Raw genomic sequence first — 22,349 nt, 5'->3', positions numbered from 1 at the left:
GTCTGCACTGAACGCGACCATGCTATCGGGGCCGGTGGTCATGCCCCCAGGCCAATGGGGCTGCGCAGCCACCTGGCCTCGATACCGACCAGCCCGGCGGCCCAACCGAGCGCGCCGAGCAACCACAGGGTGGCGAGCACCACGGCGGCCGTGAAGGCCGCGCCGAGCAGCTGCACCCACAGTCCCTGCGCCTTGAACCAGCCCATCGCCGTGTCGTAACGGGTCCGCGTGTAGGCGAGCAGCCGTCGCGCCCAGTCGAATTCGGTGGCCAGAATCGCGAGGCCGACGAACACGATGGCCCAGCCCGGCCCGGGGTACGGGATCGCGAGGATGCCGACGCCGAGGACCGCCAGCCCGACCACCGCGATGCCGATGCGGTAGCCGAACTCGACGCGCGGGCGGTCGCGCAGTCGGTCACGCCACCGCGCCCAGCGCCGTTTGACCTCTGACGGCTTCACGGCTGCCCCGGGTTCAGCTTGACGAACAGCGCGTTGGCCTCGGCCAGCACGGTGTCCCCGTCGAGCACCCGGCCCGAGATGAACATCTTGCGGCCGTCGACGCGGTCCACCCCGGCGTCGACCTGCAGTTCCGTCTCGATCGGCACGATCTTGCGGTAGTCGACGTGCAGGAAGGCGGTGCGCTGATACAGGCTCTGCGTCAGCCGGAACGCGGTGTAGCCGAGCAGCGAGTCGAACAGTTGCGCGATGCATCCGCCGTGGGCGGCTCCGTTGCGGCCGAGGTGGAAACGCCGGAAGCGGACGCTGCCTGCGACTCGGCCGTCGTCGGTCTTGTGGTACTCCCCCGGGATGCCCAACACGCTGCCCCGGTTGGGCAGGTCCATCCGGCGGCCCGACGGTGACGACCACTCGTCCGCGTCATAGGGCGCCAACAGGTTGGAGGCGGCCTCGATCAGGTCGGCGGCCTTGGTGATCACGTCGTCGGGCGCGTCCGTGGCGCGAGCATGGTCCTGCAGCGTGCGGACGGCCTCGACGAAGCGGCCGTAGTCGGGTCCGCCGTGGGCGGTGGGCTCGGCTGGGCTGAAGTCTCCGCCGCGATGCTCCTGTGCGTAGGCCACCCGGTCACCGTATTGCCTGGCTCAGCCGTCGGCGGACCCGGCTTTGCTCAGCGTGTCGAACTCGGCGTCGGACAGTTCGATCTCCGCGGCCGCCACGTTCTCCTCCAAGTGCGCGACCTTGGACGTGCCGGGGATCGGCAGCATCACCGGCGAGCGCTTCAACAGCCAGGCCAGAGCCAGCTGCGACGGGGTCGCGTGGTGCTCGTCGGCGATGCGCTGCAGCGGGCCGCCTGGCGCGGCCAACGGTCCGGCCGCCAGCGGGAACCACGGGATGAACCCGATGCCGTCGGCTTCGCACGCGTCGAGCACCGGCTCGGCCGAGCGGACGGTGATGTTGTACATGTTCTGCACCGACACGATGGTGGCGGTCTGCTGCGCTGCCTTGAGTTGGTCGACGTTCACCTCGGACAGTCCGATGTGGCGGATCTTGCCCTCCTGCTGCAGCTTCACCAGCTCGCCGATCTGGTCTTCGGCGGGAAACTTGGGGTCGATCCGGTGCAATTGGAACAAATCGATGGTGTCGACGCCGAGCCGGCGCAGGCTCATCTCGCATTCCTGGCGCAGATACGCGGGGAAGCCCAGCGGCGGCCATTCGTCCGGCCCGGTGCGCAGCAGGCCTGCCTTCGTCGCGATGGCCACACCGTCGTACGGGTGCAGCGCCTCGCGGATCAGCTCCTCGGACACGTACGGCCCGTACGAGTCCGCGGTGTCGATGAAGTTGACGCCGAGCTCGACGGCGCGGCGCAAGACCCGGATGCATTCGTCGTGATCCGCGGGCGGACCCCAGACACCCTTTCCGGTGAGGCGCATGGCGCCGAAGCCGAGACGATTGACCGTGAGATCACCGCCGAGGGTGAACGTTCCGGATGCGTGCGCGATGCTTTGCGTGGTCATTGCACAGACCGTACGCCCGCGATGAGAAAGTGTCCTTGTGAAGCTGCTGGACCTCGCGGGGCTGCCGTTGACGTACCCCGAAGTGGGGGCCACGGCGGGCCCGTTACCCGACGGATACCACCACGTAGAGAAGTCGGCAGTGATCGGGCGGGGGCGGCGACGGTTCGAGGACGCGGCCGCCGCAGGCATGCGATGGGGCATGCTGCGCGGCGCCGGTCTGCGCGTCGATGCGACCAGCGAGGTGGCCGCCACGGGAGCGGACGTGATGGTGCACCTGGGCCCGGTCGTTGCGCCATGCCGCGTGGTGTACGTGGTCGACGAGCCGGAGTTGCGCGGGTTCGCCTACGGGACGCTGCCGGGGCACGCGGAAAGCGGTGAGGAACGTTTCATGGTGCGCTACGACCCGGCCACCGACGAGGTACACGCGGAAGTGACCGCGTTCTCGCGGCACGCGACGTGGTGGAGCAGGCTCGGCTCGCCCGTCACGTCGGTGATTCAGCGGGTCGTCACCGACCGGTATCTGCGGGCGTTGTAAGTCGGCCCCGAATTGACGGAAGATCGAGGGGTGACATTGAACGACCGAGGCGACGTGGAGGCTACCCACCTTCGCATTGCTGAACTGGTGCAGGCGCTTCACAGCCGGTCGGATGCGGACGCCGACACAGTGCTCGACGAACTGGTCGAACACGCCGCGGTCGAGATCCCTGGCGCCGACTATGCGGGCATCACGGTCACCCGCAACGCGAAACACATCGACACCCCCGCCGCGACGCACAAGTGGCCGATCTTGCTCGACGAGATTCAGCAACGCCATCGCGAAGGCCCGTGCCTGACCGCCGCGTGGGAAGAGAAGATCGTGCACGTCGCGGACCTCGAGACCGATGACCGGTTCCCGAGCTACCGCCGGGATGCGCTGGAGCAGACGCCGATTCGGGCCATCATGGCGTTTCAGTTGTTCATCGCCGACGAAACCATGGGTGCGCTCAACGTCTATGCCGAGCGATCGAACGCGTTCGACGACTCATCGCGCGATATCGGGCGGGTCTTCGCCGCACATTCCTCGGTGGCGTGGAATTCGGCGCGGCGCGAAGAACAGTTCAAGCGCGCGCTGGCCAGTCGGGACACGATCGGTCAGGCGAAGGGCATGATCATGGAACGCTACGGCGTCGACGCGGTGCAGGCGTTCGAGGTGTTGCGGAAGCTTTCGCAGGACTCGAATGTGCCGCTGGTCCAGGTGGCCACCGACCTCGTCACGAAGGCCAAGGACAACTAGCTGCTCGCCGCCACAGTTATCCGCCGTGGCCAAAGCGTGATGGATCCTTGACCGAAATGCCAACGCGCACCTACACATCGAACTCCGCGCGGCACCCTACGATCTAATTAACACTGTTGTTATTTCAAAAGGAATCAAAAGACATGCGTGGGGTTGCGCTGTGTGTTCTTGCGGTACTCGGGATCAATGCGGTAGTGGCCGCCGGGCCTGCCGACGCCAGCATGGCGGTCGCGAACCGGACGAACGTTCCTGCCCCTGCGGCGAATCCGTTGCTCAAGCCTGCGATCGCGTCGGTGCAACCGGCGCGCGGCCAGGTGGTCGGGGTGGCGCACCCTGTCGTGGTGACGTTCAACTCGCCGGTGCTCGACAAGCACGCGGCGGAACGCGCGATCGACATCACCTCCACTCCCGCGATGACGGGCAAGTTCGACTGGCTCGACAACCGCGTCGTGCAATGGCTGCCTGACCGGTTCTGGCCTGCGCACAGCACGGTGGCCCTGTCGGTAGGCGGCTTCAAGACCGAATTCCAAACGGGCCCAGCCGTTATCGGGGTCGCCAGCATCTCCGACCACACCTTCACGGTCACCGTCGACGGCGTGAACGCGGGGCCGCCGCCCGAACTGCCCGCACCACATCATCGGCCGCATTTCGGCGAGCCCGGCGTGTTCCCGGCGTCGATGGGCAGACCGGAGTATCCGACGCCCGTCGGCACCTACACGGTGCTGTCGAAGGAACGCGACGTGATGATGGACTCGAGCAGCGTCGGCATACCCGTCGACGATCCCGACGGATACCTATTAGACGTGGAATACGCCGTACGCTTCACTCGCCGTGGCCTTTTCGTGCATTCGGCGCCGTGGGCGGTCAACTCGCTCGGCTACGAGAACACCAGCCACGGGTGCGTCGGACTCAGCACCGAGGACGCCGAGTGGTACTTCAACACCGCCAACGTGGGCGACCCGATCATCGTGCAGGAGAACAGCATCGAGGTTCCCCGCGCAGTGCCGAACTGACGCGAATTCCCCAACAAAGCTCGGCCAACATGTTTCGGCCCGGCGGCGGATCGATACTCGCCGCCGGGCCGAACCCGGTTCAGGATGGGTGCGCGGTCAGCCTGTCGGGCCGGGGATGATCGGCTGACCGTCCACAGGCGCACCAGGAGGTGGCGGACCCGTCGGAGCGCCCTTGCCGGTGCCGGCCATCTCGACCAGCGGCGCACCGCCGGCCAGCGGGGCGCCGACGGGAATCGGGGCGCCCACCGGCAGCCCGCCCACCGGGGCGCCAACCGGCACCGGAGCACCGAGGGGCACCGGGGCGCCGACCGGCACCGGAGCGCCGACGGGCACCGGCGCCGCGACGGGAACCGGACCCGGCAGCGCCATCGGAACACCGGCCATCTCGGACAGCGGCGCGCTGGGCGCGCATGCGGCGCCTGCCCCTGCTGCCGCTGCCGGTGCCGCACCGCCAGCGGGACCCGCGCCCGCCGACGACTGCAGGCATGCATAATCCTCGCCGCCGGTGACCAACGGGGCGGCCGCCACTTGCGGGCTCAACGCCATCGCGGCACTGCACAATCCAGCGCCTGCAGCAACTACTGTGACGGTGAATCGATCAAAGATCGTCATCGACATCGAACCCTTCATTCGCGCTCAGCCATTCGGCTTTCAGGTGGTGCGGCAAAGCCGCGTGCCGTACAGAAGTCGTGTTGAACGACGACGTTAATTATCAGCAGCCAACGTCGGCGGCGCGCCCCGGCGCACCACACTGTGTCCAAATGGTGACGTTCGGATTCGAGATCCCGCAAAACCCGTTGACGTGCAACGATCTTGAAAAGCCAAGCGCTGCTTCGCCACCGCGTATTCGGAGTTATCCAACCGATGCCACGTCGAGGCCGACCCGTCATCGGGTTTCGGCTCCGCGTGGTTGGGCATCACTGAGTAGGGAGGTCACGGACAAGGACAGGGGTTGGTATGTGATGAGTGTCGAGTCGAAGCAGACCGCGGACCCGACGATCGGTGAATTGATGGGCCAGCTGTCGTCACAGGTGTCGCGGCTGATCCGCGACGAGATGCGGCTTGCGGAGAAGGAATTCCAACAATCCGCCAAACACGCGGGCATCGGCGCCGGCCTGTTCAGCGTGGCGGGTCTACTCGCGTTCTTCGGTGCGGCCGTCGTCATCGCCGCCGCGGTTGCCGCGTTGTCACTGGTGTTGCCGGTGTGGGCTGCCGCGCTGATCGTCGGCGCGGTGTTGTTCCTCGCCGCGGGCATTGCCGCGCTCTTCGGACGCAGCCAGGCCAAGGAGGTCACCCCGGCGGCGCCGCGAACCGTCGAGACGGTGAAGGCAGACATACAAGAGATCAAGGATGCGCGCCATGGCACAGCCTGACCCGATACCGCAGGAGCCCGGCCCCGACGCCGGCGTCGAAGACATTCAGGCCGACATCGAACGCACTCGAAAAGAGTTGGGCGACACCGTCGGAGCGCTGTCGGAGAAATTGGACGTGAAACAGCGCGCCAAGGACAAGGCCACCGAGACCAAGCAGCGCGTCGTCGACACGACGCACGACGTGGGCCGGGTGGCGACCCAGCCGAAAGTCGGCGCGCCGATCATCGCAGTGGTGGTCGGTGCTGCAATCGTCGCGCTGGTGCTCTGGCGCCGGCGCCGCTAGGTGCGGACCAGCAGCACCGAACAGTCCGGATACCCCAAGATGGGATGGCAATTCGGCATGGTCAGTGTGGCGGCCGCGGCGGCATCCGCCGCACCGACCACCGCCAGTTGAACGCCCGCGCCGTCGCCGGCCGACCGGCGATACTGCCGACCGGTGCCTGCGGCAACGACTTCGACCGGCACGTCCGGATAGCGGCGGATCCAACTGTCGACCCGTCGATCCACTTGTCGCACTGCCGCTTTCCGGAGACGCCCTTCCTGCATCGCGAGGTGCACGCGCGCGTCATTGTCCGGTTGGTCGTCCAGCACGACGGAGATGACGCCGTCATCGTGCGGGCGTCCGTCGGCGCCCGTGCGAATCACTGCCACCGGGCAGCGGGCGTGCTCCATCAGCGCGACGGCGGTCGCACCGAACATCTTCCCGTTCGCCGGCGCGGGTTCGCCGACGCACACCATCGCGGCGTTGCACGATTCCGCGATGAGCACCTCAGCCGGCTCCCCCACCGTCCGCCGGAGTTCCAGCCTGACGGGCTTTCCCACCTCCGAGATCGCGTCTTCGGCGGTGAGCAGCACGACGTCTGTGCAGTCGGCGACACGCCCGGCCGACGGGCGCTCGGGCACGGCGTGCACCAATCGGATCGGAGCCTGGCGGAACACCGCCTCTGTCAATGCCCATCTCAGGGCGTTGAGCGCGGCCGCCGATCCGTCGACACCCACCACGACGGGCTTGTCGTCATCGCGCATGACCGCACGTTATCCGGACCACGCACGCTCCCATTAGGGCCTTTGGTCGTCGACGCGCGACCCATTCGACCTACTGCAGTGGCGCCGACCACCGCAGCCTGGTTCCGCGGTCGGCGGCGCTGTCGATGGCAAATGTGCCTCCGACGTCCTGGGCGCACTTCTGCAGGTTGGTCAGGCCGCTGCCGGTGATTTCGCAGGGGATGCCGCAGCCGTTGTCCACGACTTCGATGATCAGGTCGTCCGCGATCGTGACACTCACCGTCAGCGTGGTGGCCTTGCCGTGTCGGACGGCGTTGCTGACACCTTCCCGGACGACAGCTTCGGCGTGGTCGGCCAGCGTGGCGTCCACCACCGAAAGCGGGCCGACAAATTGCGTCGTGGTCCGGACGTCCGGGCTGGCGAACTGGGCCACCGCTTCGTCAAGACGCTGACGCAGCCGAGTCGACCCCGACGACGCGCCGTGCAGGTCGAATATCGCAGTACGGATCTCCTGTATCACTTCCTGCAGATCGTCAACACAGGCTGAAAGCCGTTGTTGCACTTCGGGTATCCGCGCGCGAGGGATGGCCCCTTGCAGGGACAGCCCGACGGCGAAGAGGCGCTGGATGACGTGATCGTGCAGGTCTCGCGCGATACGGTCGCGGTCGGTCAGGATGCTGAGTTCACGCATTTGCCGCTGCGCGCTCGCCAGCTGCCACGCCAGGGCGGCCTGATCGGCGAACGCCGCCATCATGTCGAGTTCTTCGTCGCTGAAGGGTTGCGCTCCGGCGCCGCGAAGGGCGACGAGAACGCCCGCAACGGCGTCCGTCGCCCGTAGCGGCAACACCAGCGCCGGGCCCGTCGACGCAGGTTCACCGGCAACGAGGTCGAAGCGGTCGAACCGACCGGGAACGCGATCGACGAACGCCGCGCCAACCGATGTTCCCTCGACCGGAATGGACACCAGTTGCGTCGCCGGACCGTCGCCGGATGTCGCGGTGACCTGTAGTTCGTCGACTTCGTTCGCCGGGACGTCAGGATCTGCTGGAACGGCCACCAGCGTCACTTCGGCGCCGCTGAGCGTTCGCACCTCGTCGGCGACCAGGCGAAACACCCTGGCCGGATCTGTGCCGGAGAGCAATTGCGTCCCGACGTCACGGGTGGCTTCGATCCAGGACTGCCGCGTCTTGGATTTTTGATACAGGCGTGCGTTGTCGATGGCGATGCCCGCTGCCGCCGCGAGGGCCTGAACCAGGACCTCGTCGTCCTCGCTGAACGGCTGACCGCTCGCCTTCTCCGTGAGGTACAGATTGCCGAAAACCTCGTCGCGGATACGCACGGGTACACCGAGGAAGGTCCGCATCGGGGGGTGGTTGGGCGGAAACCCCACCGACGCCGCGTGGTGGGCGATGTTGTCCAGCCGGATGGGCTTGGGATCGTCGATGAGGACGCCGAGAACTCCCCGGCCCTCAGGCAGATGCCCGATCTTCTCGCGCATCTCCTCGTCGATGCCCTCGTAGATGAACTCGATCAATTCATGGTCGCGCCCACGGACGCCAAGAGCTCCATATTGAGCGTCCACCAGTTCGATGGCGGTGTGCACGATGGTGCGAAGGGTTTGGTCCAGCTCCAGACCCGAGGTGACCACCAACATGGCGTCCAGCAGACCGTCGAGGCGGTCGCGCCCCTCGACGATCTGTTCGACGCGGTCTTGTACCTCGCTCAGCAGCTCGCGAAGCCGCAGCTGAGACAGCGTGTCGCGAAGCGGGCGCATGCCGGTTTCAACGCCCGACTCGACGGGGTCGGTCACACGCTCATCGTTGCACCGGGCAAGCCGTGAAGCGAAGTGTTCCGGCGATTATTTGACGAGTTCGACGGATTCGCGGCGGCCGCGATGCTGATACCGCGCGAACGCGTTCACGTGATCGCGGCGCAACAGTTCGGCACGGTGCCGAATGCCTCGCATCATCTTCTGCTCCATCACGAAGTGCGGAAGATCAAAAGCCGCATGCCCGACGGCGCCGCCGCAGCCGCGCACCAACAGCCGCGTCCAGCCGCGGTTTTCGTGCAGGTAGAAGCCCCACGCCCCGATAGCCTTGGCTCCGTGTTGCACGCGGTCGAAATCGTCGGGCGACATCAGCAGCAGATACGAGTTCGGTTTGACCGCGGCCACCACCAGACGAGCCACGCCGCCGTAGCGCCGTGCCAGCCAGACCGAGTCACCACGGCGCACGTCCTGCCACTGCCGGTGTACGGCGTTCGCATTTCGGATATTCGCGCCGGCTACCCGCTCGAGCCAGGAGTAGCTATAGAACCCGCCGCGGTCCTCGCCGAGCTGTGCCAGCCATGGCCACACCTCGTCGACGGCGGCATCGATGGTGATGGCTCTGGTCGTCCTCGGGGTCGTCGCCTCCATCAATTCGTCGCCGGGAAGCTGTAGCGCCACTTCTTCGTCGGTGGCGCCCCACCGGTACATCCAAGGCCGCACCCTGCCTTCGTAGAGCTCGATGACACCAACCGCGGCCATCAATCCGGCTAACCAAGAGCGTTGCCTGCCCATGCACCGACGGTAGGAATCGGGGTGCGACACCGCGAAGGGTCCAAGGTCCCCTCCGACGAGGCCCAAAGCGCACTTATCGCGGGGGCCTACGACGGCGCACGATTGCGCGATGCGCACCCAATGGCTGGTGATGGATCCGACGGTGGGGGGAACGTCTGCGCCGTTTCGCACCCGGCTGGCCGGAGCGGGACGGCATTTGCCTCCTACGCACCTGAGCACTGCCGAGTTGATGGCCACGACGCGCCACCACACCCATATCGACCTCGAGCGGTTGACGGGGATTCGGGAGCGACGCGTGTCGGTCGGTGACGAAGACTCCTACAGCCTCGCCACGACGGCGGCGTTGAATTGTCTGGACAAGGCGCAGCGCGACGCGTCGTCGATTGATGTGGTCATCAGTTGCAGCATCACGAAATTCCGCGGGGGCCTGACTCAATGGCTCGAGCCGACGATGAGCAGCTTCGTCGCCCGCGCGATCGGCGCCACCAACGCGATGACCTTCGACGTGTCGAATGCGTGCGCGGGCATGCTGACCGGTGTCACGGTGGCCAACAACTGGATTCGCCAGGGCGCGGCCCAGCGTGTGCTTGTCGTCAGCGGCGAGTACATCTCCCAGCTGGGCCAAAACGCCGCCCGCCACATCCGCAGCATCATGAGCAAGGAACTCGCCTCGCTGACGCTGGGCGACGCGGGGGCCGCGTTGCTGCTCGAACGTGCCGAACCCGGATCAGCAGGCATCACCCTTGCCGGATTCACGACGGTTGCCGACTACAGCCGGTTGTGCCTCGCCTACCCAAAGGGCCATGAACCCGCGGCCCGAATGTTCACCGACGCCCGCGGAATTCACCAGGCGGCCATGTCGAATACTCCCCTGCTGTTGCACGAAGTGCTCGATGCGGTGGGCATTTCGATACACGACATCGATCACGTGATCACCCATCAGACTTCGGCCAGAGCGATCAAAAAAGGCATGGCGCAGATGGCGGCCTCCTTCGGCGACACCCCACGCCATGACGCGGTGATAACCGTTGACCGATATGGGAACACCGCGTCGACGACCCACACCGTTGCCCTCGTCGAGGAACTCGAATCCAGGCATATCCTGCCCGGCGAGACGGTGGCGTTGATCGCGCTGGCGTCCGGGCTGGAGATCGGCGTGGTGCTGGTGACGCTGGACGAGGAATTGGTGAATCGCTATGGCCACTCGGATTGATCAGGTCTGCCTCAGCCGCGGCGGCTGGCGCGATCACCACAGCGCGCTTCGTGTCGCCGTCAGGGCCGCACGCAGCTGCCTGACCAACGCAGGCAAGCACCCGCACGACGTCGACTTGCTCGTCAACGCAGGCGTCTACCGCGATCGCAATCTTGGCGAGCCTGCCCTTGCAGCATTGATCCAGAAAGACATCGGAGCCAATCCGGAGGATCCACACTCAGACACGCATGGCACGTTCTCGTTCGACATTTCCAATGGCGCCTGCGGAATGCTCACGGCCCTACAGATTGTCGACGGCTTCCTCAAATCGGGTGCCGTGGATTGCGCCCTCATCGTGACCAGCGACGCCGATCCCGGCCGCGGTATGAGTGAGAAATTTCCCTTCTCGCCGTCAGGAGCAGCCGTGCTCTGCGGCTGGACCGACGACGACTTCGGATTACAGCGTGTGCATTGGGTCAACGACCTCGATGACGGCGAAACCTGCAATGCCACAGTCGGTCTCATTGACGGCCACAACGTGCTGAGGTTCGCCGAAACCGATGCGATCGACCGCCGGTTCGCGCTCGCGGCCGGACACGTCGTCGACCAATGCCTTCGCGAGGCCGGGCTTGGGCTCGATGACGTCGACGCGATCGTCGCTGCCCCCAACCGGCGCCGCTACCGAGTCGAACTCGCGGCGCAACTCGGGGTGGCCGAGGACCAAATCACCGTGGCCGAGAACGGGAACATTCACACGGCGTCCATGGCCGCAGCGTTTCACCACGCCGCCGACCGAGTCCGGCCGGGCGACCGGGTTCTGCTGGTCGCCGCAGGCGCCGGAATCGTTGCGGGAGCCGCTCTGTACCGGGTTCCACCGCACCGGCCGTAGACGACGTCACAAGCCGGTCGGATAAGTCTCCGGGTTCTCGCCCGCAGCCCATGTGCTGGTCACCTCGAGCGGCTCCAGGGCGCGGGTGTGGTCGATGTGGATGATCGCGTCGAACTGCTCGCTCGGGCGGACGTGATAGTAGTGACTCTGCCGTTCGGTGGTCGGCAGGTAGATCACGCCGATGGCGCGTGCCAGTCGAACCGCGTCGAGTGGTTCTGCTGCCGCGTGACTGACCATCGGCGACACCAGGAACTCCTGCCTGCCGGTCTCGTGGAACAGCTCCTCGACACTTCCGTTCAAGGCTCGCCGAACGGCCTTGCGTTCGGCGATCGCGCCCCACTCGCTGGCCGCGGTCACGGTGCCGGTGAACGTGGTGAAACCAATCAGCCGGGCATCGTCGCCGTAGCGTTCGCGCGCCAACTGTCCAAGCGTGAGCTGTCCATCGGCGCTGACCTCGGTGGCACGCGCGTCTCCGACGTGAGAGTTGTGCGCCCAGACCACGATTCGAGCCGGCTCGGGTCCCCCGCGCCGGTCCAGGTAGGTGAGCAACGCGTTCAGCGTGGCAGCCATGTGTTGGTCCCGAAGGTTCCACGACGTCACTCGACCGCTGAACATGGACCGGTAATACACTTCCGCATTTCGCACGGTCTGCGCATTCTGCTGTGCATAGAACTGCTCGTCTTCGGCGAGCAACCCGTCGCGACGGACGTGTTCGGCTGCGTCGCGCTGCATCTCGACCAACTGCTCGACGGCCTGACGTTCGCATGACAACCCGGCACCGAATGCCGCGGCGAATCCGTACGCCTGCCCGTCGTCAGCCGACGTGTGATCGAAGCACGCGTAGCGCTTGCGCGCTCGCTCGGCAGCCATGGGGTCGACGTTGTCGAGATATGCAATGACCTCCTGCATCGACCGATGCAGGCTGTACAAATCCAGTCCGTAGAAGCCGGTTTGGCGGGCTCCCTGCTGGCGCCGGTGCGCGTTGTGTGAATGGAGCCAGTCGACGAAATCCCGTACCACGACGTTGCGCCACATCCAGGAGGGGAAGCGTTCGAAGCCGCTCAAGGCTTGGGTCGCCGACCGATCACCACCCTGCCCGCGCACGTAGCGGTTGACGCGGTATGCGTCCGGCCAGTCTGCCTCGGCAGCGACGGCGCAGAATCCCTTCTCCTCGATCAGCCACTTCGTGATTTCAGCGCGTGCCTCATAGAATTCATGTGTCCCGTGCGAACTTTCGCCGATCATGACGATCCGTGCATCGCCCACGATCTCCTCGAGTGCGTCGCGTGGCGGCACGCCACCTGGTGCGTCGACCGCTGTTCGATCGAGAATCTCTGCCGGCGTCTCCGCGATTCGAATCCGCGCCGTCGCCATCCCGGTCGTCGGCGTGGCGAGGAGCTCGCGCACTTCTTCGTCACTGACTTGGCGGAAATCCCAGAACGACTCCCCCACCGCGAGGAAGGGCGTTGGCATTGATGCGCAGACTACGTCGTCGACGATGCCTGCCAACTCGCGGCAAGTCGACTCCGGGGCGGCCGGCACCGCTACCACGATCTCGGCCGGATCCTGTTCACGCAGGGCCTGAATGGCGGCAACCATGCTGGCACCCGTCGCAAGGCCGTCGTCGACAAGGATCACTGTCTTGCCGGCGACGTCGACAGGTGGCCGGCCACCCCGGTACGCGGCCTCACGACGGATGAGCTCGCGTCCTTCGCGTTCGGCAACAGCCCGAAGTTGTTGCGGCGTAACGCGAAGCCCGCGCAAAAGGTCGTCGTTGACCACAACGCGTCCGCCGGTCGCCACGGCCCCCACAGCGAACTCTTCGTGGCCGGGCGCTCCGAGCTTGCGGACGACGAACGCATCCAACGGGGCGGCCAGGGAGGCAGCCACTTCCCATGCAACCGGGATTCCGCCGCGGGGCAAACCCAGTACGACGACTCCTTCGCGGCCGCGGTACGCACCCAGCAGATTCGCCAGCACCTTCCCTGCCTCACGGCGGTTGCGAAAGATTTGTCGGGGCGCGCTTCTGGTCAGCCCGCGGGCGCGAGTCATTGCTCTGCTCCGATCGGTAGTCCGGCGCCCGTCCAGCGCCGGAATGTCACGGGTTCGTCCGTGACGTTCTCGATATCGTCCTCAGTCACTGCCATCACTTGCTTCGCGGCATCGAATAGTGCTCGGGCCGCGGCAAGTTCATCGCCGATCGCCGCGAAGTAACGGTCCGCCGGATTCAGCTTGGCCACCCCGACACCGACGACTTCCTGGTCGCGCCAATGCAATCGTGCAGTGGCCCGTGTTTCCGCGCCGCGCTCGTCGATCAAGACAGTGACGGTCCATGTTTTGCGCACGTGGTTCTTGTTTTTCACTGCAGCTCCTGATGTTTCGCGAACGAGACGTCGAAGAGGTGGTTCCAGACCCTCCAGTCTGGAACCACCCGCTGGGAGGGTTACTTAGCCGCTTCGACCGGAACGTGCTTTTCGGCGGGTGCAGCCTGGGTCACCGGCACCGACACGGTCAAAATTCCCTTGTCATAACTGGCCTTGATGGCGTCCTCGTCCGCGCCAGGGGGCAAGGTGACTGAACGCATCAGTGAGCCGTACGAGAATTCGGACCGCCCATTGGTCTCCTTCTTCTCACTGCGCTCGGCTTTGATCGTCAACAGGCCGTCGCGGACTGTGATGTCGACATCTGTCGCCGGGTCGACGCCTGGGATTTCGGCGCGCAACTCGTAACTGCCATCCTTCATCTCGTCTTCGATGCGGATGACATGGTTGCCGAATGCCGGGCGCAGGTTCGTCCATGCCGGAAATCCCGCTAACAGATCACTGAATTCCGGGAAGAGGTATCGCGGACGATGTTGTGTCGGAAGTCTGTTCATCATGCCTCCTTGAAACAGTTGATCTTCCGACTGAATCGGACTACACCGCCGCTGGTCGCGGGTAGGGGCCGAAGTCCCACGGCGGAAGGCCGTTCGTCGGTGACGCCGAGGAAGGGACCACCGGCCCTATCAGTGCCCGCACGCGAAGCGGAAGGTTGGCGGCATGAGTACCAAGATGATCCGGACAGCGGCGGCAGCGGCGGTGCTCTATGCAGCACGCAGGTACTACCGCAACTGGGGCACGACGAAGGAAGAGTGCCGCATGAGCCTGCTCGGCGACGAACACCTGCGCGGACCTGTCGATCAGACAACCGAAGGCGTGTGGATCCATGCATCGGCCAGCGAGGTGTGGCCATGGTTGGTCCAGATGGGTCAGGACCGTGGCGGACTGTACAGCTACGAAACGCTGGAGAAGTTAGTCGGCCTCGACTATCACAATGCCGACCGCATCCACCCGGAATGGCAACAGCTCGATCCGGGTGACCGAGTGCGCTTGGCGCCCACGGGCTGGATGGGCCTGCGCGACGGGTTCTCGATGGATGTCGTCGAGGTCGTCGACCAGCAGTCGATCGTCTTGCGCGCCCCCGCCCCGTATCGGCCCTTCGACACCGTCTGGTCCTTCCACCTGCTTCCGCACTGGGAGGATCGCTGCCGGCTACTGGTCCGCACCCGAACGCGATTGCGAAACCCCGGCGAGATACTGACGATCGAACTCGCCGGTCCCGCGAAGGCGTTTCTGATCAGAGGCATACTGCTCGGCATCAAACGCCGGGCGGAGGGTCGGGTACAGAGCCAACCGGATGCGGCCGAGACAATTCGCGGTCAGGCTCGGAACCGAACGCAAACCGCCTTCCAGTGACGCTCAGGGGACGGATGCGCACGTAATGCTGCTTGACCGTCGCCGTCCAGGGAAGTAGCTGCGCCCGTTCGGCCTCGTCGATTTCTTCGTCGGTGCGCAGAATGCGCGCCTGTCCCCTGACGATGACGCTCCAACCGCCCGTCACACCATGATCGTCAGCCTCGAACAGCACGCGGTTGTTGATCGCCGCGCTGACCAGCTTGGTGCCCTCTGCGGTGCGAAACAGCACGGTGCGGTGCTCGACGACGAAGTTGAGGGGAAAGATCGCCGGTTCACCGTCGACGCTCGTGACGAGTCGGCCGAGCGAGACGCTCGAAAGCAGCTGCCACGACTCGGTCTCCGACAGGATCGATACCGGTTGAGTCTGTTCGGACATGTGAGCGACGTTACCGACGGCAACAGCCGGAAAAATACGGTCAGAAGTCCCATGAATGACGTCCATCGGGCACCTGAAGGACTTTTGGCACTCATCTAGGGGACCCAAAGACCGTGTATCGCCGACCAACCGGGAGCACGATGAGGCGATGTGCAGTGCGGTGATCGATGCCGCGGGATTGCAAGAACTCGTGGCGACCCTGATCGACCGCGAGTACCGGGTAGTCGGGCCGACGCTGTCGGACAACGCGATCGTGCTCACCGAGCTGACGTCGGCCGACGAGCTGCCGCGCGGCTGGGGCGTCGACGTCGGCCCCGGTCATTACCGGCTACGCCGCCGCAACGACAGTGCCCTCTTCGGGCACTCGGCAGGCCCTCAGTCATGGAAACAGTTCTTGCACCCGCCGCGGCAACGACTCTGGAGTTCCGATGCGACCCCGACGGAGGACATTGCGAAGCATGCGTTCATCGGGGTGCGGGCCTGCGACCTGGCAGCGATTGCCGTACTCGACGGTGTCCTCGGCAAGGGCGCACACCCCGATCAGGGGTTCGTGAGCCGTCTGGCGCACGTCTTCGTCGTGGCGGTGAACTGTACCGAGCCCGGCGGCCTCTGTTTCTGTGCATCGATGAACACCGGCCCGGCGGTCGGCGCCGGCTACGACCTTGCGCTGACCGAACGCATCAGCGGTGAGCAGTGCAGCTATCTAGTGGATGTCGGAAGCCCTGGCGGCGCCGAGGTGCTGGCGGGGCTGCCGCACCGCGAGGCCGAGGACGTCGAAGTCGCCTCTGCGCGAGCCGATGTCGCGCAAGCGGCGCAGCACATGGGACGGGCGATGCCCCCCGGTGATCTGCGTGAGCTGCTGATCGAATCCCGCGAATCTCCTCATTGGGCCGAGGTCGCCAGTCGGTGCCTGACGTGCGGCAACTGCACAATGGCGTGCCCGACCTGCTTCTGCACGAGCGTCGAGGACGTCACCGACCTGACTGGCGACCACGCCGAACGGTGGGCGAGTTGGGCGTCCTGCTTCGAATTCGACTTCACATTCATCCACGAAGGAAGCGTCCGCCAATCGGCGCCATCCCGGTACCGACACTGGATCACCCACAAGCTCGGCACCTGGCACGACCAGTTCGGCACCTCCGGCTGCGTGGGCTGTGGCCGCTGTATCGCGTGGTGCCCCACCGGAATCGACATCACCGAAGAAATGAACGTGTTGGCTGACCTTGCGGAGCAGCACGATGAGTGAAACGGTCACGCGGACCGCGACATCGTCGGCAATGACCCCGGTGCCCTACCGTGTCCGCAGCAGGATCCGCGAGAACCGAGACTCCGCGACGCTTCGGCTGGAACCGGTGGCCGAACCGTTGCCGCCTGCGCTGCCGGGCGAGTTCATGATGATGTACGCGTTCGGAGTCGGTGAGATCGCCATCTCGGTCAGCGGTGTGCCGTCCGCCGACGATGAGACCGTCACCCACACGATCCGCGCCGTGGGAGCCGTCAGTCGGGCGCTGCATGACGCGCAACCCGGCACGGTGATCGGCATGCGGGGGCCGTTCGGCACGAACTGGGGTCTGTTCGACGCGCTCGACCGTGACCTGGTCATCGTCGCAGGCGGAGTCGGCCTGGCCCCGCTGCGGCCCGTCGTCCTCGGTGCGCTGGCGGGCCGGGACGGCTTCGGACGGGTGACGCTGATCGCCGGGGCCCGCTCGCGCGACGACTTCCTGTTCAGCGAGGAACTGCAGAGTTGGGCCGGACGCGATGACATCGACGTGCACCTGACCGTCGACGTGCCGGTGCAGGGCTGGCCCGGTGAGGTCGGCTTCGTCACCGAGCCACTGCGGCGGCTCCCGCTCAGACCCGCGGACACCGCCGCGTTTCTCTGCGGTCCCGAGTCGATGATGCGCAACAGCGCCGCCGAGCTGATCCGAAAAGGCGTACCGGCCAATGCTATTCACGTGTCGCTCGAACGCAATATGCAGTGCGGGATCGGCTGGTGCGGACATTGCCAGTTGGGGCCGCTGTTGCTCTGCCGGGACGGCCCGGTGGTCGGTTACGACGTCGCTGAGCCACTGCTGACAGTCAAGGAGCTGTAGATGTCCGTTCCTACCTTGGCGGTATGGAAGTTCGCATCGTGCGACGGGTGCCAGCTCACCCTGCTCGACTGCGAGGACGAACTGCTCGCCATCGCGGGTCAGGTGCAGATCGCGACGTTCCTCGAAGCGTCCAGCGCCGTCATGGCTGGACCGTACGATGTGTCGTTGGTCGAGGGTTCGATCACCACCGCTGCCGACGAGCGCCGGATCAAGGAGATCCGGGCACAGTCGAAGACTCTGGTGACCATCGGTGCGTGCGCGACCGCGGGCGGCATCCAGGCCCTGCGGAATTTCGCCGACGTCGACGAGTTCGCCTCGGTTGTCTACGCCAAGCCGGACTTCATCGACACCTTGGCCACCTCCACGCCTGCGGCCGCTCATGTCACGGTCGACTACCAGTTGCAGGGCTGCCCGATCGACCGCGGCCAGCTGCTGGACACGCTCGCTGCCCTGTTGGTGGGACGCAAACCACGGCTGCCCGCGAAGACCGTATGCACCGAATGCAAACTCCGCGGTGTGACGTGTGTCGTTGTGTCGGAGGGTATTCCGTGTCTGGGGCCCGTCACTCATGCTGGTTGCGGCGCCCTGTGTCCGTCGTACCACCGAGGCTGCTACGGCTGCTTCGGCCCTGCCGAGACACCGAACACCGCGGCGCTGATCCCGGTGCTGCGTCGCGACGGGATGGCAGCCGACGACGTCGAGCGGGTGTTCTCGACATTCAACGTCGCCGAATTCGCCACGAAACGGAATGACTCGTGAACCCAGAAGTTCGCACCATCTCGGTCGGGGCGCTGACCCGCGTCGAAGGGGAAGGCGCCCTACACGTCACCCTGAGCGACGGTGCCGTGGACCGTGTCGAGCTCAACATCTACGAACCGCCACGGTTTTTCGAAGCCTTTCTGCGGGGCCGTGCCTACACTGAGCCGCCCGACATCACCGCGCGGGTGTGCGGCATCTGTCCGGTCGCCTACCAAGTGAGCGCATCAAACGCGATCGAGGATGCCTGCGGGGTAACCCTTCCTGAGGAGTTGGCAGCCCTGCGCCGACTGCTGTACTGCGGGGAGTGGATCCACAGCCACGCCCTGCACATTTTTCTCTTGCACGCACCGGACTTCCTCGGTTATCCGGACGGAATAACCATGGCTAAGGACCGGCCGGAATTGATCGAGCGCGGCCTGGCGATAAAGAAAGCCGGCAACCGGTTGATGGAACAGATCGGTGGGCGCGCCATCCATCCCGTCAATGTCCGGCTCGGAGGCTTCTATTCGGTACCCCACAAACGAGACCTCGAGCCGCTCGCAGAGATGCTGCGTCACACGCTCGACCACGCCCTCGATACGCTGAGCATGGTGGCCGAATTCGAGTTCCCTGACGTCGAATTCGACCATGAGCTGCTTTCCCTGGCTGACGGCGAGGTGTATCCCGTCCACGACGGCACGATCAAACGCAGCGACGGCCCGTCCTTCGACATCGCTGCCTTCAGCGATCACGTGATGGAGACGCAGGTCAAACATTCGACCGCGTTACACGCCACCTTGGATGGGCACCGCTACCTGACCGGTCCGCTGGCAAGGTATTCGCTGAACGCAGCTACCTTGTCGCCCGTCGCGCGCGAGGCCGCCACCGCGGCTGGTCTTGGTCCGGTGTGCCGGAATCCCTTCCGCAGCATCCTCGTCCGTGCAGTGGAAGTGGTCTATGCGGTCGAGGAGTCGCTTCGCATCATCACCGAATACGAGCGTCCCGAACGGCCCTTCGTCGACGTGCCTGCCCGCGCTGGTGTCGGACACGGCGTCAGTGAGGCGCCGCGAGGTCTGCTCTACCACCGTTACGAGATCGGCGACGACCACCTGGTCCGATCCGCGACAATCGTCCCGCCTACCGCCCAGAACCAGGCCGCAATCGAACACGAAATGGCTCAACTCGTCGGAGCCAACCTGACGCTGGACGACGCGACGTTGACATCGCTGTGCGAGAAGTCGATTCGTAACCACGATCCGTGCATCTCCTGCTCGGCGCACTTCCTCACCCTGACCATCGACCGCACATGAACGCAGACGTCGTCGTGATCGGCATCGGCAACGAATTCCGCTGTGACGATGGTGTGGGCCCAGCCGTCGCAGCAGTGCTCTCAGCGCGACGGCTGCCAGGCGTACACGCGGTGACGGCAACCGGCGAGCCGGCATCGATTCTCGATGCGTGGACCGACGTCGACCTGTGTGTCGTGATAGACGCCGCCGTTGCCGAAAACGGGACGCCGGGCACCATACGGCGCTGGATGCCGACAGACGGCCACGAGCCGGCGGTCGTGAGTTCTCACGGATTCGGTCTGCCCCAGACTCTTGCACTGGGTCGGGCGGTCAACCGGGTCCCGTCAAAGCTAGCTGTGTTCACAGTTGACGTCGAAAGCATCGAGCACGGCGTCGGCCTCTCACCAGCAGTAGCCGCGGCCGTGCCCACGGTAGTGCAGGCGATCATCGCCGAAGTTCAGACCCGACAACGTCACACGGTCAAGTGACGCGCCAGATCTGATAGCGCCCGTGCCACAGCAAGTTGACTGCCCACACCCGCGAAGCCGTGCTCGCCCGCACTGAGCCGCGACAGGCCGACACCGACCGACTCGTGGTCGCCGTACTGCAACTTCGCGATCGCCTCAGTCCGGCCGGCACGTTCGTGGACTGAAATGACCACCGTCCAGTCTGCTTCGCTCGGTGCGGATACCGTTTGAGCCATGATTCTCCCGACGTCAGGGTAGGTAACGTCATCTGTCTGGTCTTCGAATCTGACCATCTGCGGCGCCGGCATCGACAGGGCTGAAGGTCCTCTTTTCCAACACAAAGTCGATGATTGTCGGCCCCCAACAAAGGACCAACGACTCCTCCGTCAGTCACGACGCATCGCTACCGTCATGAACGCCGAGAGTGGGAGCCGATCATGACAGAGCAGACGCCTGGATTCGACGTAATCCGAGACGCCGTCGAGTTGGCGTGCCGGGCGCCGTCGTTCCACAACAGCCAGCCGTGGCGATGGATCACCGACGGAACCACCCTCGATCTGTTCGCCGATGAGGGTCGACTCATGCCCGCGGCGGACCCGCAGGGTCGGGAGATCACCTTGAGCTGTGGTGCGGCACTTGACCATCTGGTTCTCGCGATGGCCATCGCCGGCTGGAACACAAATGTGCAGCGGTTCCCAGATCAGGACGCGCCATACCACGTGGCGAGAATGCAGTTCCGTCGAACAGCCGTCGGCATCACCGAAACGAGCCGGCTCCGAGCCGATGCGATTCGGTGGCGCCACACGGACCGGCGCCCATTCGGGCTGCCGTCGGATTGGACACGCTTCGAAGTCAAACTGCGCCAAGCGATGATCCCCTATCAGGTGATGTTCGATGTCGTGCTTGACGGTGCGCGTCCCCGGCTGGCGGAAGCGTCTCGGCTCACCGAAGAAATTCGGGCGAACGATCCGTCCTACGAGGCTGAGTTGAGTTGGTGGACGTCTTCTTCCGATCCACACGAACGTGTTCCCAGGGACGCGCTCGTTTCGACGACGACCGCAGCACTTGTCGATGTGGCGCGTGACTTCCCGACGACGTCGAGCCAGCAAGCGCCGGGCGTTACGGGTGTGGATCATTCCAAGATCGTCGTGCTGTCCACCCACCACGAAGATGCCCGGCTTGACGTCCTGCGGTGTGGCGAGGCGCTGTCCGCGTTATTGCTCGAGTGCACCGCCGCGGGCCTTGCGACCTGCACCCTGACGCACATGACAGAACTTGCGTCCAGCAGAGAAGTCGTCCGCAAGCTCACCGGTCAGCACGGACTGCCGCAGTTGCTGGTGAGGATCGGGCAGCCACCTGCCGGGCCGCAAAGCGCATTTACGACAACACCGCGCCGACCGGTCGACGAGGTACTCGAAATGCGCAAGCAGCCGAGTTGACGAAAACCCATCCGACCATCTGCCGCACGCGGCGTGAGGGAAAAGGGAGCTGAGATGTCTGAGGATATGCCGTCGAACGGAATCGTCGTGGGTGTCGACGGTTCACCGGACGCCGATGTTGCGGTGCAGTGGGCCGTCGACGAGGCGGTGATGCGTAACGAACCGCTCACCATCGTGACCGTGATCAGCCCTCTGATCAGCGGTTGGTCAGGAGGATGGGACTCGCTACCCGCGGACCTGGGCTCGTGGCAGAACGAACAAGCCGATCTGATCATCACGAGTGCCGAGCGCACCGTGCGCAACAGCGCCGGTAAGGCCGACCTCGAGATCAGGGCCGCGACTCCGTATGGACCGCTTGTCCCCACGTTGGTCGACATCACGAAACAGGTGGACATGGTGGTGGTCGGTTGCCGAGGTGCGGGCGCCCTCGGCCGCGCATTGTTGGGTTCGGTCAGCACCGCACTGGTCCACCACGCGCATTGCCCCGTCGCCGTCTTGCACGGACACGCGCCACGCAGGGGCGACCGCGCTCCAATCGTTCTTGGTGTGGACGGTTCGCGAGCATCGGAGTGCGCGACGGCGCTGGCTTTCGAGGAAGCCTCATGGCGCGAAACCGAATTGGTGGCCATGCACGCCTGGAGTGACGCCGACTGGCCTGCGCGCACACCGATTCCGTGGCCGGATATTGTCGGTGACGCCGAGGAAACGTTGGCCGAACGCCTCGCCGGCTGGCAGGAGAAGTATCCCGATGTTGCCGTCAGACGGGTGGTGGTACGCGACCAACCGGCCCGGCATCTGCTCGAGCTGGCCGAGTCAGCGCAGCTGGTGGTGGTGGGCAGCCGTGGCAGGGGCGGATTCGCAGGCATGCTGTTGGGTTCGGTGAGTTCCGCTGTCGTGCACGGAGCTCGGACTCCGGTGCTCGTCGCGCGGCACGAGTGA

The 22,349-nt window shown here is 65.4% G+C and carries 27 protein-coding genes; 15 read left to right on the top strand and 12 right to left on the bottom strand.

Translation table 11 applies throughout. The features are described 5' to 3' along the window. Nucleotides 1-38: 38 nt before the first annotated feature. The 3 genes from C1A30_RS18800 to C1A30_RS18790 are packed head-to-tail and all read right to left on the bottom strand — an operon-like array spanning nucleotide 39 to nucleotide 1,969. Nucleotides 39-458 carry a TIGR02611 family protein gene (locus tag C1A30_RS18800; protein WP_101949669.1) on the bottom strand — a complete coding sequence of 140 codons (420 nt, stop codon included), beginning with the start codon at nucleotides 456-458 and terminating at the stop codon, nucleotides 39-41. After that, nucleotides 455-1,075, bottom strand: a complete 621-nt coding sequence (locus C1A30_RS18795) for a PaaI family thioesterase (protein WP_101949668.1) — start codon at nucleotides 1,073-1,075, stop codon at nucleotides 455-457. Before C1A30_RS18795 ends, C1A30_RS18800 begins: the two co-directional genes overlap by 4 nt. Nucleotides 1,076-1,096: 21 nt before the next feature. After that, the gene (locus tag C1A30_RS18790; protein WP_101949667.1) at nucleotides 1,097-1,969 is read right to left on the bottom strand and encodes an aldo/keto reductase; all 873 of its coding nucleotides are present in this window, start codon (nucleotides 1,967-1,969) and stop codon (nucleotides 1,097-1,099) included. A gap of 37 nt (nucleotides 1,970-2,006) precedes the next feature. Here C1A30_RS18790 and C1A30_RS18785 point away from each other — a divergent pair, with 37 nt between their 5' ends. The 3 genes from C1A30_RS18785 to C1A30_RS18775 all read left to right on the top strand — a co-directional run bounded on the left by C1A30_RS18785 (nucleotide 2,007) and on the right by C1A30_RS18775 (nucleotide 4,255). Then, complete coding sequence (locus C1A30_RS18785; protein ID WP_101949666.1) at nucleotides 2,007-2,504, top strand: DUF1990 domain-containing protein; 498 nt, start codon at nucleotides 2,007-2,009, stop codon at nucleotides 2,502-2,504. Between the two features lie 36 nt (nucleotides 2,505-2,540). After that, the gene (locus C1A30_RS18780) at nucleotides 2,541-3,242 is read left to right on the top strand and encodes a GAF and ANTAR domain-containing protein (RefSeq protein WP_200828373.1); all 702 of its coding nucleotides are present in this window, start codon (nucleotides 2,541-2,543) and stop codon (nucleotides 3,240-3,242) included. A gap of 143 nt (nucleotides 3,243-3,385) precedes the next feature. Continuing rightward, nucleotides 3,386-4,255, top strand: a complete 870-nt coding sequence (locus C1A30_RS18775; protein ID WP_101949664.1) for an Ig-like domain-containing protein — start codon at nucleotides 3,386-3,388, stop codon at nucleotides 4,253-4,255. 96 nt (nucleotides 4,256-4,351) lie between these two features. Here the strand turns inward: C1A30_RS18775 and C1A30_RS18770 are convergent, their stop codons facing one another. Continuing rightward, a complete protein-coding gene (locus C1A30_RS18770; protein ID WP_101950306.1) occupies nucleotides 4,352-4,867 on the bottom strand; it encodes a hypothetical protein in 516 nt (171 codons plus the stop codon). 350 nt (nucleotides 4,868-5,217) lie between these two features. Here C1A30_RS18770 and C1A30_RS18765 point away from each other — a divergent pair, with 350 nt between their 5' ends. Both C1A30_RS18765 and C1A30_RS18760 read left to right on the top strand, forming a co-directional pair. Then, complete coding sequence (locus C1A30_RS18765) at nucleotides 5,218-5,628, top strand: phage holin family protein (RefSeq protein ID WP_200828300.1); 411 nt, start codon at nucleotides 5,218-5,220, stop codon at nucleotides 5,626-5,628. Continuing rightward, entirely contained in the window at nucleotides 5,615-5,911 is a 297-nt protein-coding gene (locus tag C1A30_RS18760; RefSeq protein ID WP_101950305.1) for a DUF3618 domain-containing protein, read from the top strand. The genes C1A30_RS18765 and C1A30_RS18760 overlap by 14 nt, the downstream gene beginning before the upstream one ends. Here C1A30_RS18760 and C1A30_RS18755 read toward each other — a convergent pair. The 3 genes from C1A30_RS18755 to C1A30_RS18745 all read right to left on the bottom strand — a co-directional run bounded on the left by C1A30_RS18755 (nucleotide 5,908) and on the right by C1A30_RS18745 (nucleotide 9,193). Beyond that, on the bottom strand, nucleotides 5,908-6,654 hold the full coding sequence (locus tag C1A30_RS18755; protein WP_101949662.1) for a universal stress protein: 747 nt from the start codon (nucleotides 6,652-6,654) through the stop codon (nucleotides 5,908-5,910). The genes C1A30_RS18760 and C1A30_RS18755 overlap by 4 nt on opposite strands. 70 nt (nucleotides 6,655-6,724) lie before the next feature. Further along, nucleotides 6,725-8,443 (bottom strand): GAF domain-containing protein, encoded by a 1,719-nt coding sequence (locus C1A30_RS18750; protein ID WP_369974137.1) that lies wholly within the window; start codon nucleotides 8,441-8,443, stop codon nucleotides 6,725-6,727. 48 nt (nucleotides 8,444-8,491) lie between these two features. Continuing rightward, the gene (locus C1A30_RS18745) at nucleotides 8,492-9,193 is read right to left on the bottom strand and encodes a hypothetical protein (RefSeq protein ID WP_101949661.1); all 702 of its coding nucleotides are present in this window, start codon (nucleotides 9,191-9,193) and stop codon (nucleotides 8,492-8,494) included. A 109-nt stretch (nucleotides 9,194-9,302) separates the two neighbouring features. Here C1A30_RS18745 and C1A30_RS18740 point away from each other — a divergent pair, with 109 nt between their 5' ends. After that, the gene (locus C1A30_RS18740; RefSeq protein WP_101949660.1) at nucleotides 9,303-10,406 is read left to right on the top strand and encodes a 3-oxoacyl-ACP synthase III family protein; all 1,104 of its coding nucleotides are present in this window, start codon (nucleotides 9,303-9,305) and stop codon (nucleotides 10,404-10,406) included. Further along, entirely contained in the window at nucleotides 10,390-11,274 is an 885-nt protein-coding gene (locus C1A30_RS18735) for a 3-oxoacyl-ACP synthase III family protein (RefSeq protein WP_101949659.1), read from the top strand. The genes C1A30_RS18740 and C1A30_RS18735 overlap by 17 nt, the downstream gene beginning before the upstream one ends. 6 nt (nucleotides 11,275-11,280) lie before the next feature. Here the strand turns inward: C1A30_RS18735 and C1A30_RS18730 are convergent, their stop codons facing one another. The 3 genes from C1A30_RS18730 to C1A30_RS18720 form a co-directional block, all read right to left on the bottom strand. Next, nucleotides 11,281-13,326, bottom strand: coding sequence for an erythromycin esterase family protein (locus C1A30_RS18730; protein WP_101949658.1), 2,046 nt, complete (start codon nucleotides 13,324-13,326; stop codon nucleotides 11,281-11,283). Next, on the bottom strand, nucleotides 13,323-13,637 hold the full coding sequence (locus C1A30_RS18725; RefSeq protein WP_101949657.1) for a dsRBD fold-containing protein: 315 nt from the start codon (nucleotides 13,635-13,637) through the stop codon (nucleotides 13,323-13,325). The genes C1A30_RS18730 and C1A30_RS18725 overlap by 4 nt, the downstream gene beginning before the upstream one ends. A gap of 80 nt (nucleotides 13,638-13,717) precedes the next feature. Beyond that, nucleotides 13,718-14,152, bottom strand: a complete 435-nt coding sequence (locus tag C1A30_RS18720; RefSeq protein ID WP_200828299.1) for an Hsp20/alpha crystallin family protein — start codon at nucleotides 14,150-14,152, stop codon at nucleotides 13,718-13,720. A 160-nt stretch (nucleotides 14,153-14,312) separates the two neighbouring features. Between C1A30_RS18720 and C1A30_RS18715 the strand changes: the two genes are divergently transcribed. Next, a complete protein-coding gene (locus C1A30_RS18715; protein ID WP_101949656.1) occupies nucleotides 14,313-15,008 on the top strand; it encodes a hypothetical protein in 696 nt (231 codons plus the stop codon). On the opposite strand, the gene C1A30_RS18710 is transcribed toward C1A30_RS18715, so the two are convergent. Continuing rightward, nucleotides 14,911-15,384 (bottom strand): pyridoxamine 5'-phosphate oxidase family protein, encoded by a 474-nt coding sequence (locus tag C1A30_RS18710; protein WP_101949655.1) that lies wholly within the window; start codon nucleotides 15,382-15,384, stop codon nucleotides 14,911-14,913. The two genes, C1A30_RS18715 and C1A30_RS18710, sit on opposite strands and share 98 nt — an antisense overlap. Before the next feature lie 148 nt (nucleotides 15,385-15,532). Here C1A30_RS18710 and C1A30_RS18705 point away from each other — a divergent pair, with 148 nt between their 5' ends. From C1A30_RS18705 to C1A30_RS18685, 5 genes are read left to right on the top strand one after another with little or no spacing between them, the layout of a single operon-like run. Then, nucleotides 15,533-16,630 carry a 4Fe-4S dicluster domain-containing protein gene (locus tag C1A30_RS18705; RefSeq protein ID WP_200828298.1) on the top strand — a complete coding sequence of 366 codons (1,098 nt, stop codon included), beginning with the start codon at nucleotides 15,533-15,535 and terminating at the stop codon, nucleotides 16,628-16,630. Further along, the gene (locus tag C1A30_RS18700) at nucleotides 16,623-17,477 is read left to right on the top strand and encodes an FAD/NAD(P)-binding protein (protein ID WP_101949654.1); all 855 of its coding nucleotides are present in this window, start codon (nucleotides 16,623-16,625) and stop codon (nucleotides 17,475-17,477) included. The genes C1A30_RS18705 and C1A30_RS18700 overlap by 8 nt, the downstream gene beginning before the upstream one ends. Continuing rightward, the gene (locus C1A30_RS18695; protein WP_101949653.1) at nucleotides 17,478-18,236 is read left to right on the top strand and encodes an oxidoreductase; all 759 of its coding nucleotides are present in this window, start codon (nucleotides 17,478-17,480) and stop codon (nucleotides 18,234-18,236) included. It begins immediately after the preceding gene. After that, complete coding sequence (locus C1A30_RS18690) at nucleotides 18,233-19,525, top strand: Ni/Fe hydrogenase subunit alpha (RefSeq protein ID WP_101949652.1); 1,293 nt, start codon at nucleotides 18,233-18,235, stop codon at nucleotides 19,523-19,525. Before C1A30_RS18695 ends, C1A30_RS18690 begins: the two co-directional genes overlap by 4 nt. Beyond that, nucleotides 19,522-19,992: a hydrogenase maturation protease gene (locus C1A30_RS18685; RefSeq protein WP_101949651.1), complete on the top strand. Its 471-nt coding sequence runs from the start codon at nucleotides 19,522-19,524 to the stop codon at nucleotides 19,990-19,992. Before C1A30_RS18690 ends, C1A30_RS18685 begins: the two co-directional genes overlap by 4 nt. On the opposite strand, the gene C1A30_RS35640 is transcribed toward C1A30_RS18685, so the two are convergent. Next, a complete protein-coding gene (locus tag C1A30_RS35640; protein ID WP_160112767.1) occupies nucleotides 19,977-20,165 on the bottom strand; it encodes a dsRBD fold-containing protein in 189 nt (62 codons plus the stop codon). The genes C1A30_RS18685 and C1A30_RS35640 overlap by 16 nt on opposite strands. A 243-nt stretch (nucleotides 20,166-20,408) precedes the next feature. Between C1A30_RS35640 and C1A30_RS18675 the strand changes: the two genes are divergently transcribed. Further along, nucleotides 20,409-21,410: an NAD(P)H nitroreductase gene (locus C1A30_RS18675; RefSeq protein ID WP_101949649.1), complete on the top strand. Its 1,002-nt coding sequence runs from the start codon at nucleotides 20,409-20,411 to the stop codon at nucleotides 21,408-21,410. Between the two features lie 54 nt (nucleotides 21,411-21,464). Next, nucleotides 21,465-22,349: a universal stress protein gene (locus C1A30_RS18670; protein ID WP_200828297.1), complete on the top strand. Its 885-nt coding sequence runs from the start codon at nucleotides 21,465-21,467 to the stop codon at nucleotides 22,347-22,349.

This window comes from Mycobacterium sp. 3519A, from assembly GCF_900240945.1.
GTDB lineage: Bacteria > Actinomycetota > Actinomycetes > Mycobacteriales > Mycobacteriaceae > Mycobacterium.
This window is presented reverse-complemented; position numbering and strand designations above follow the sequence as displayed.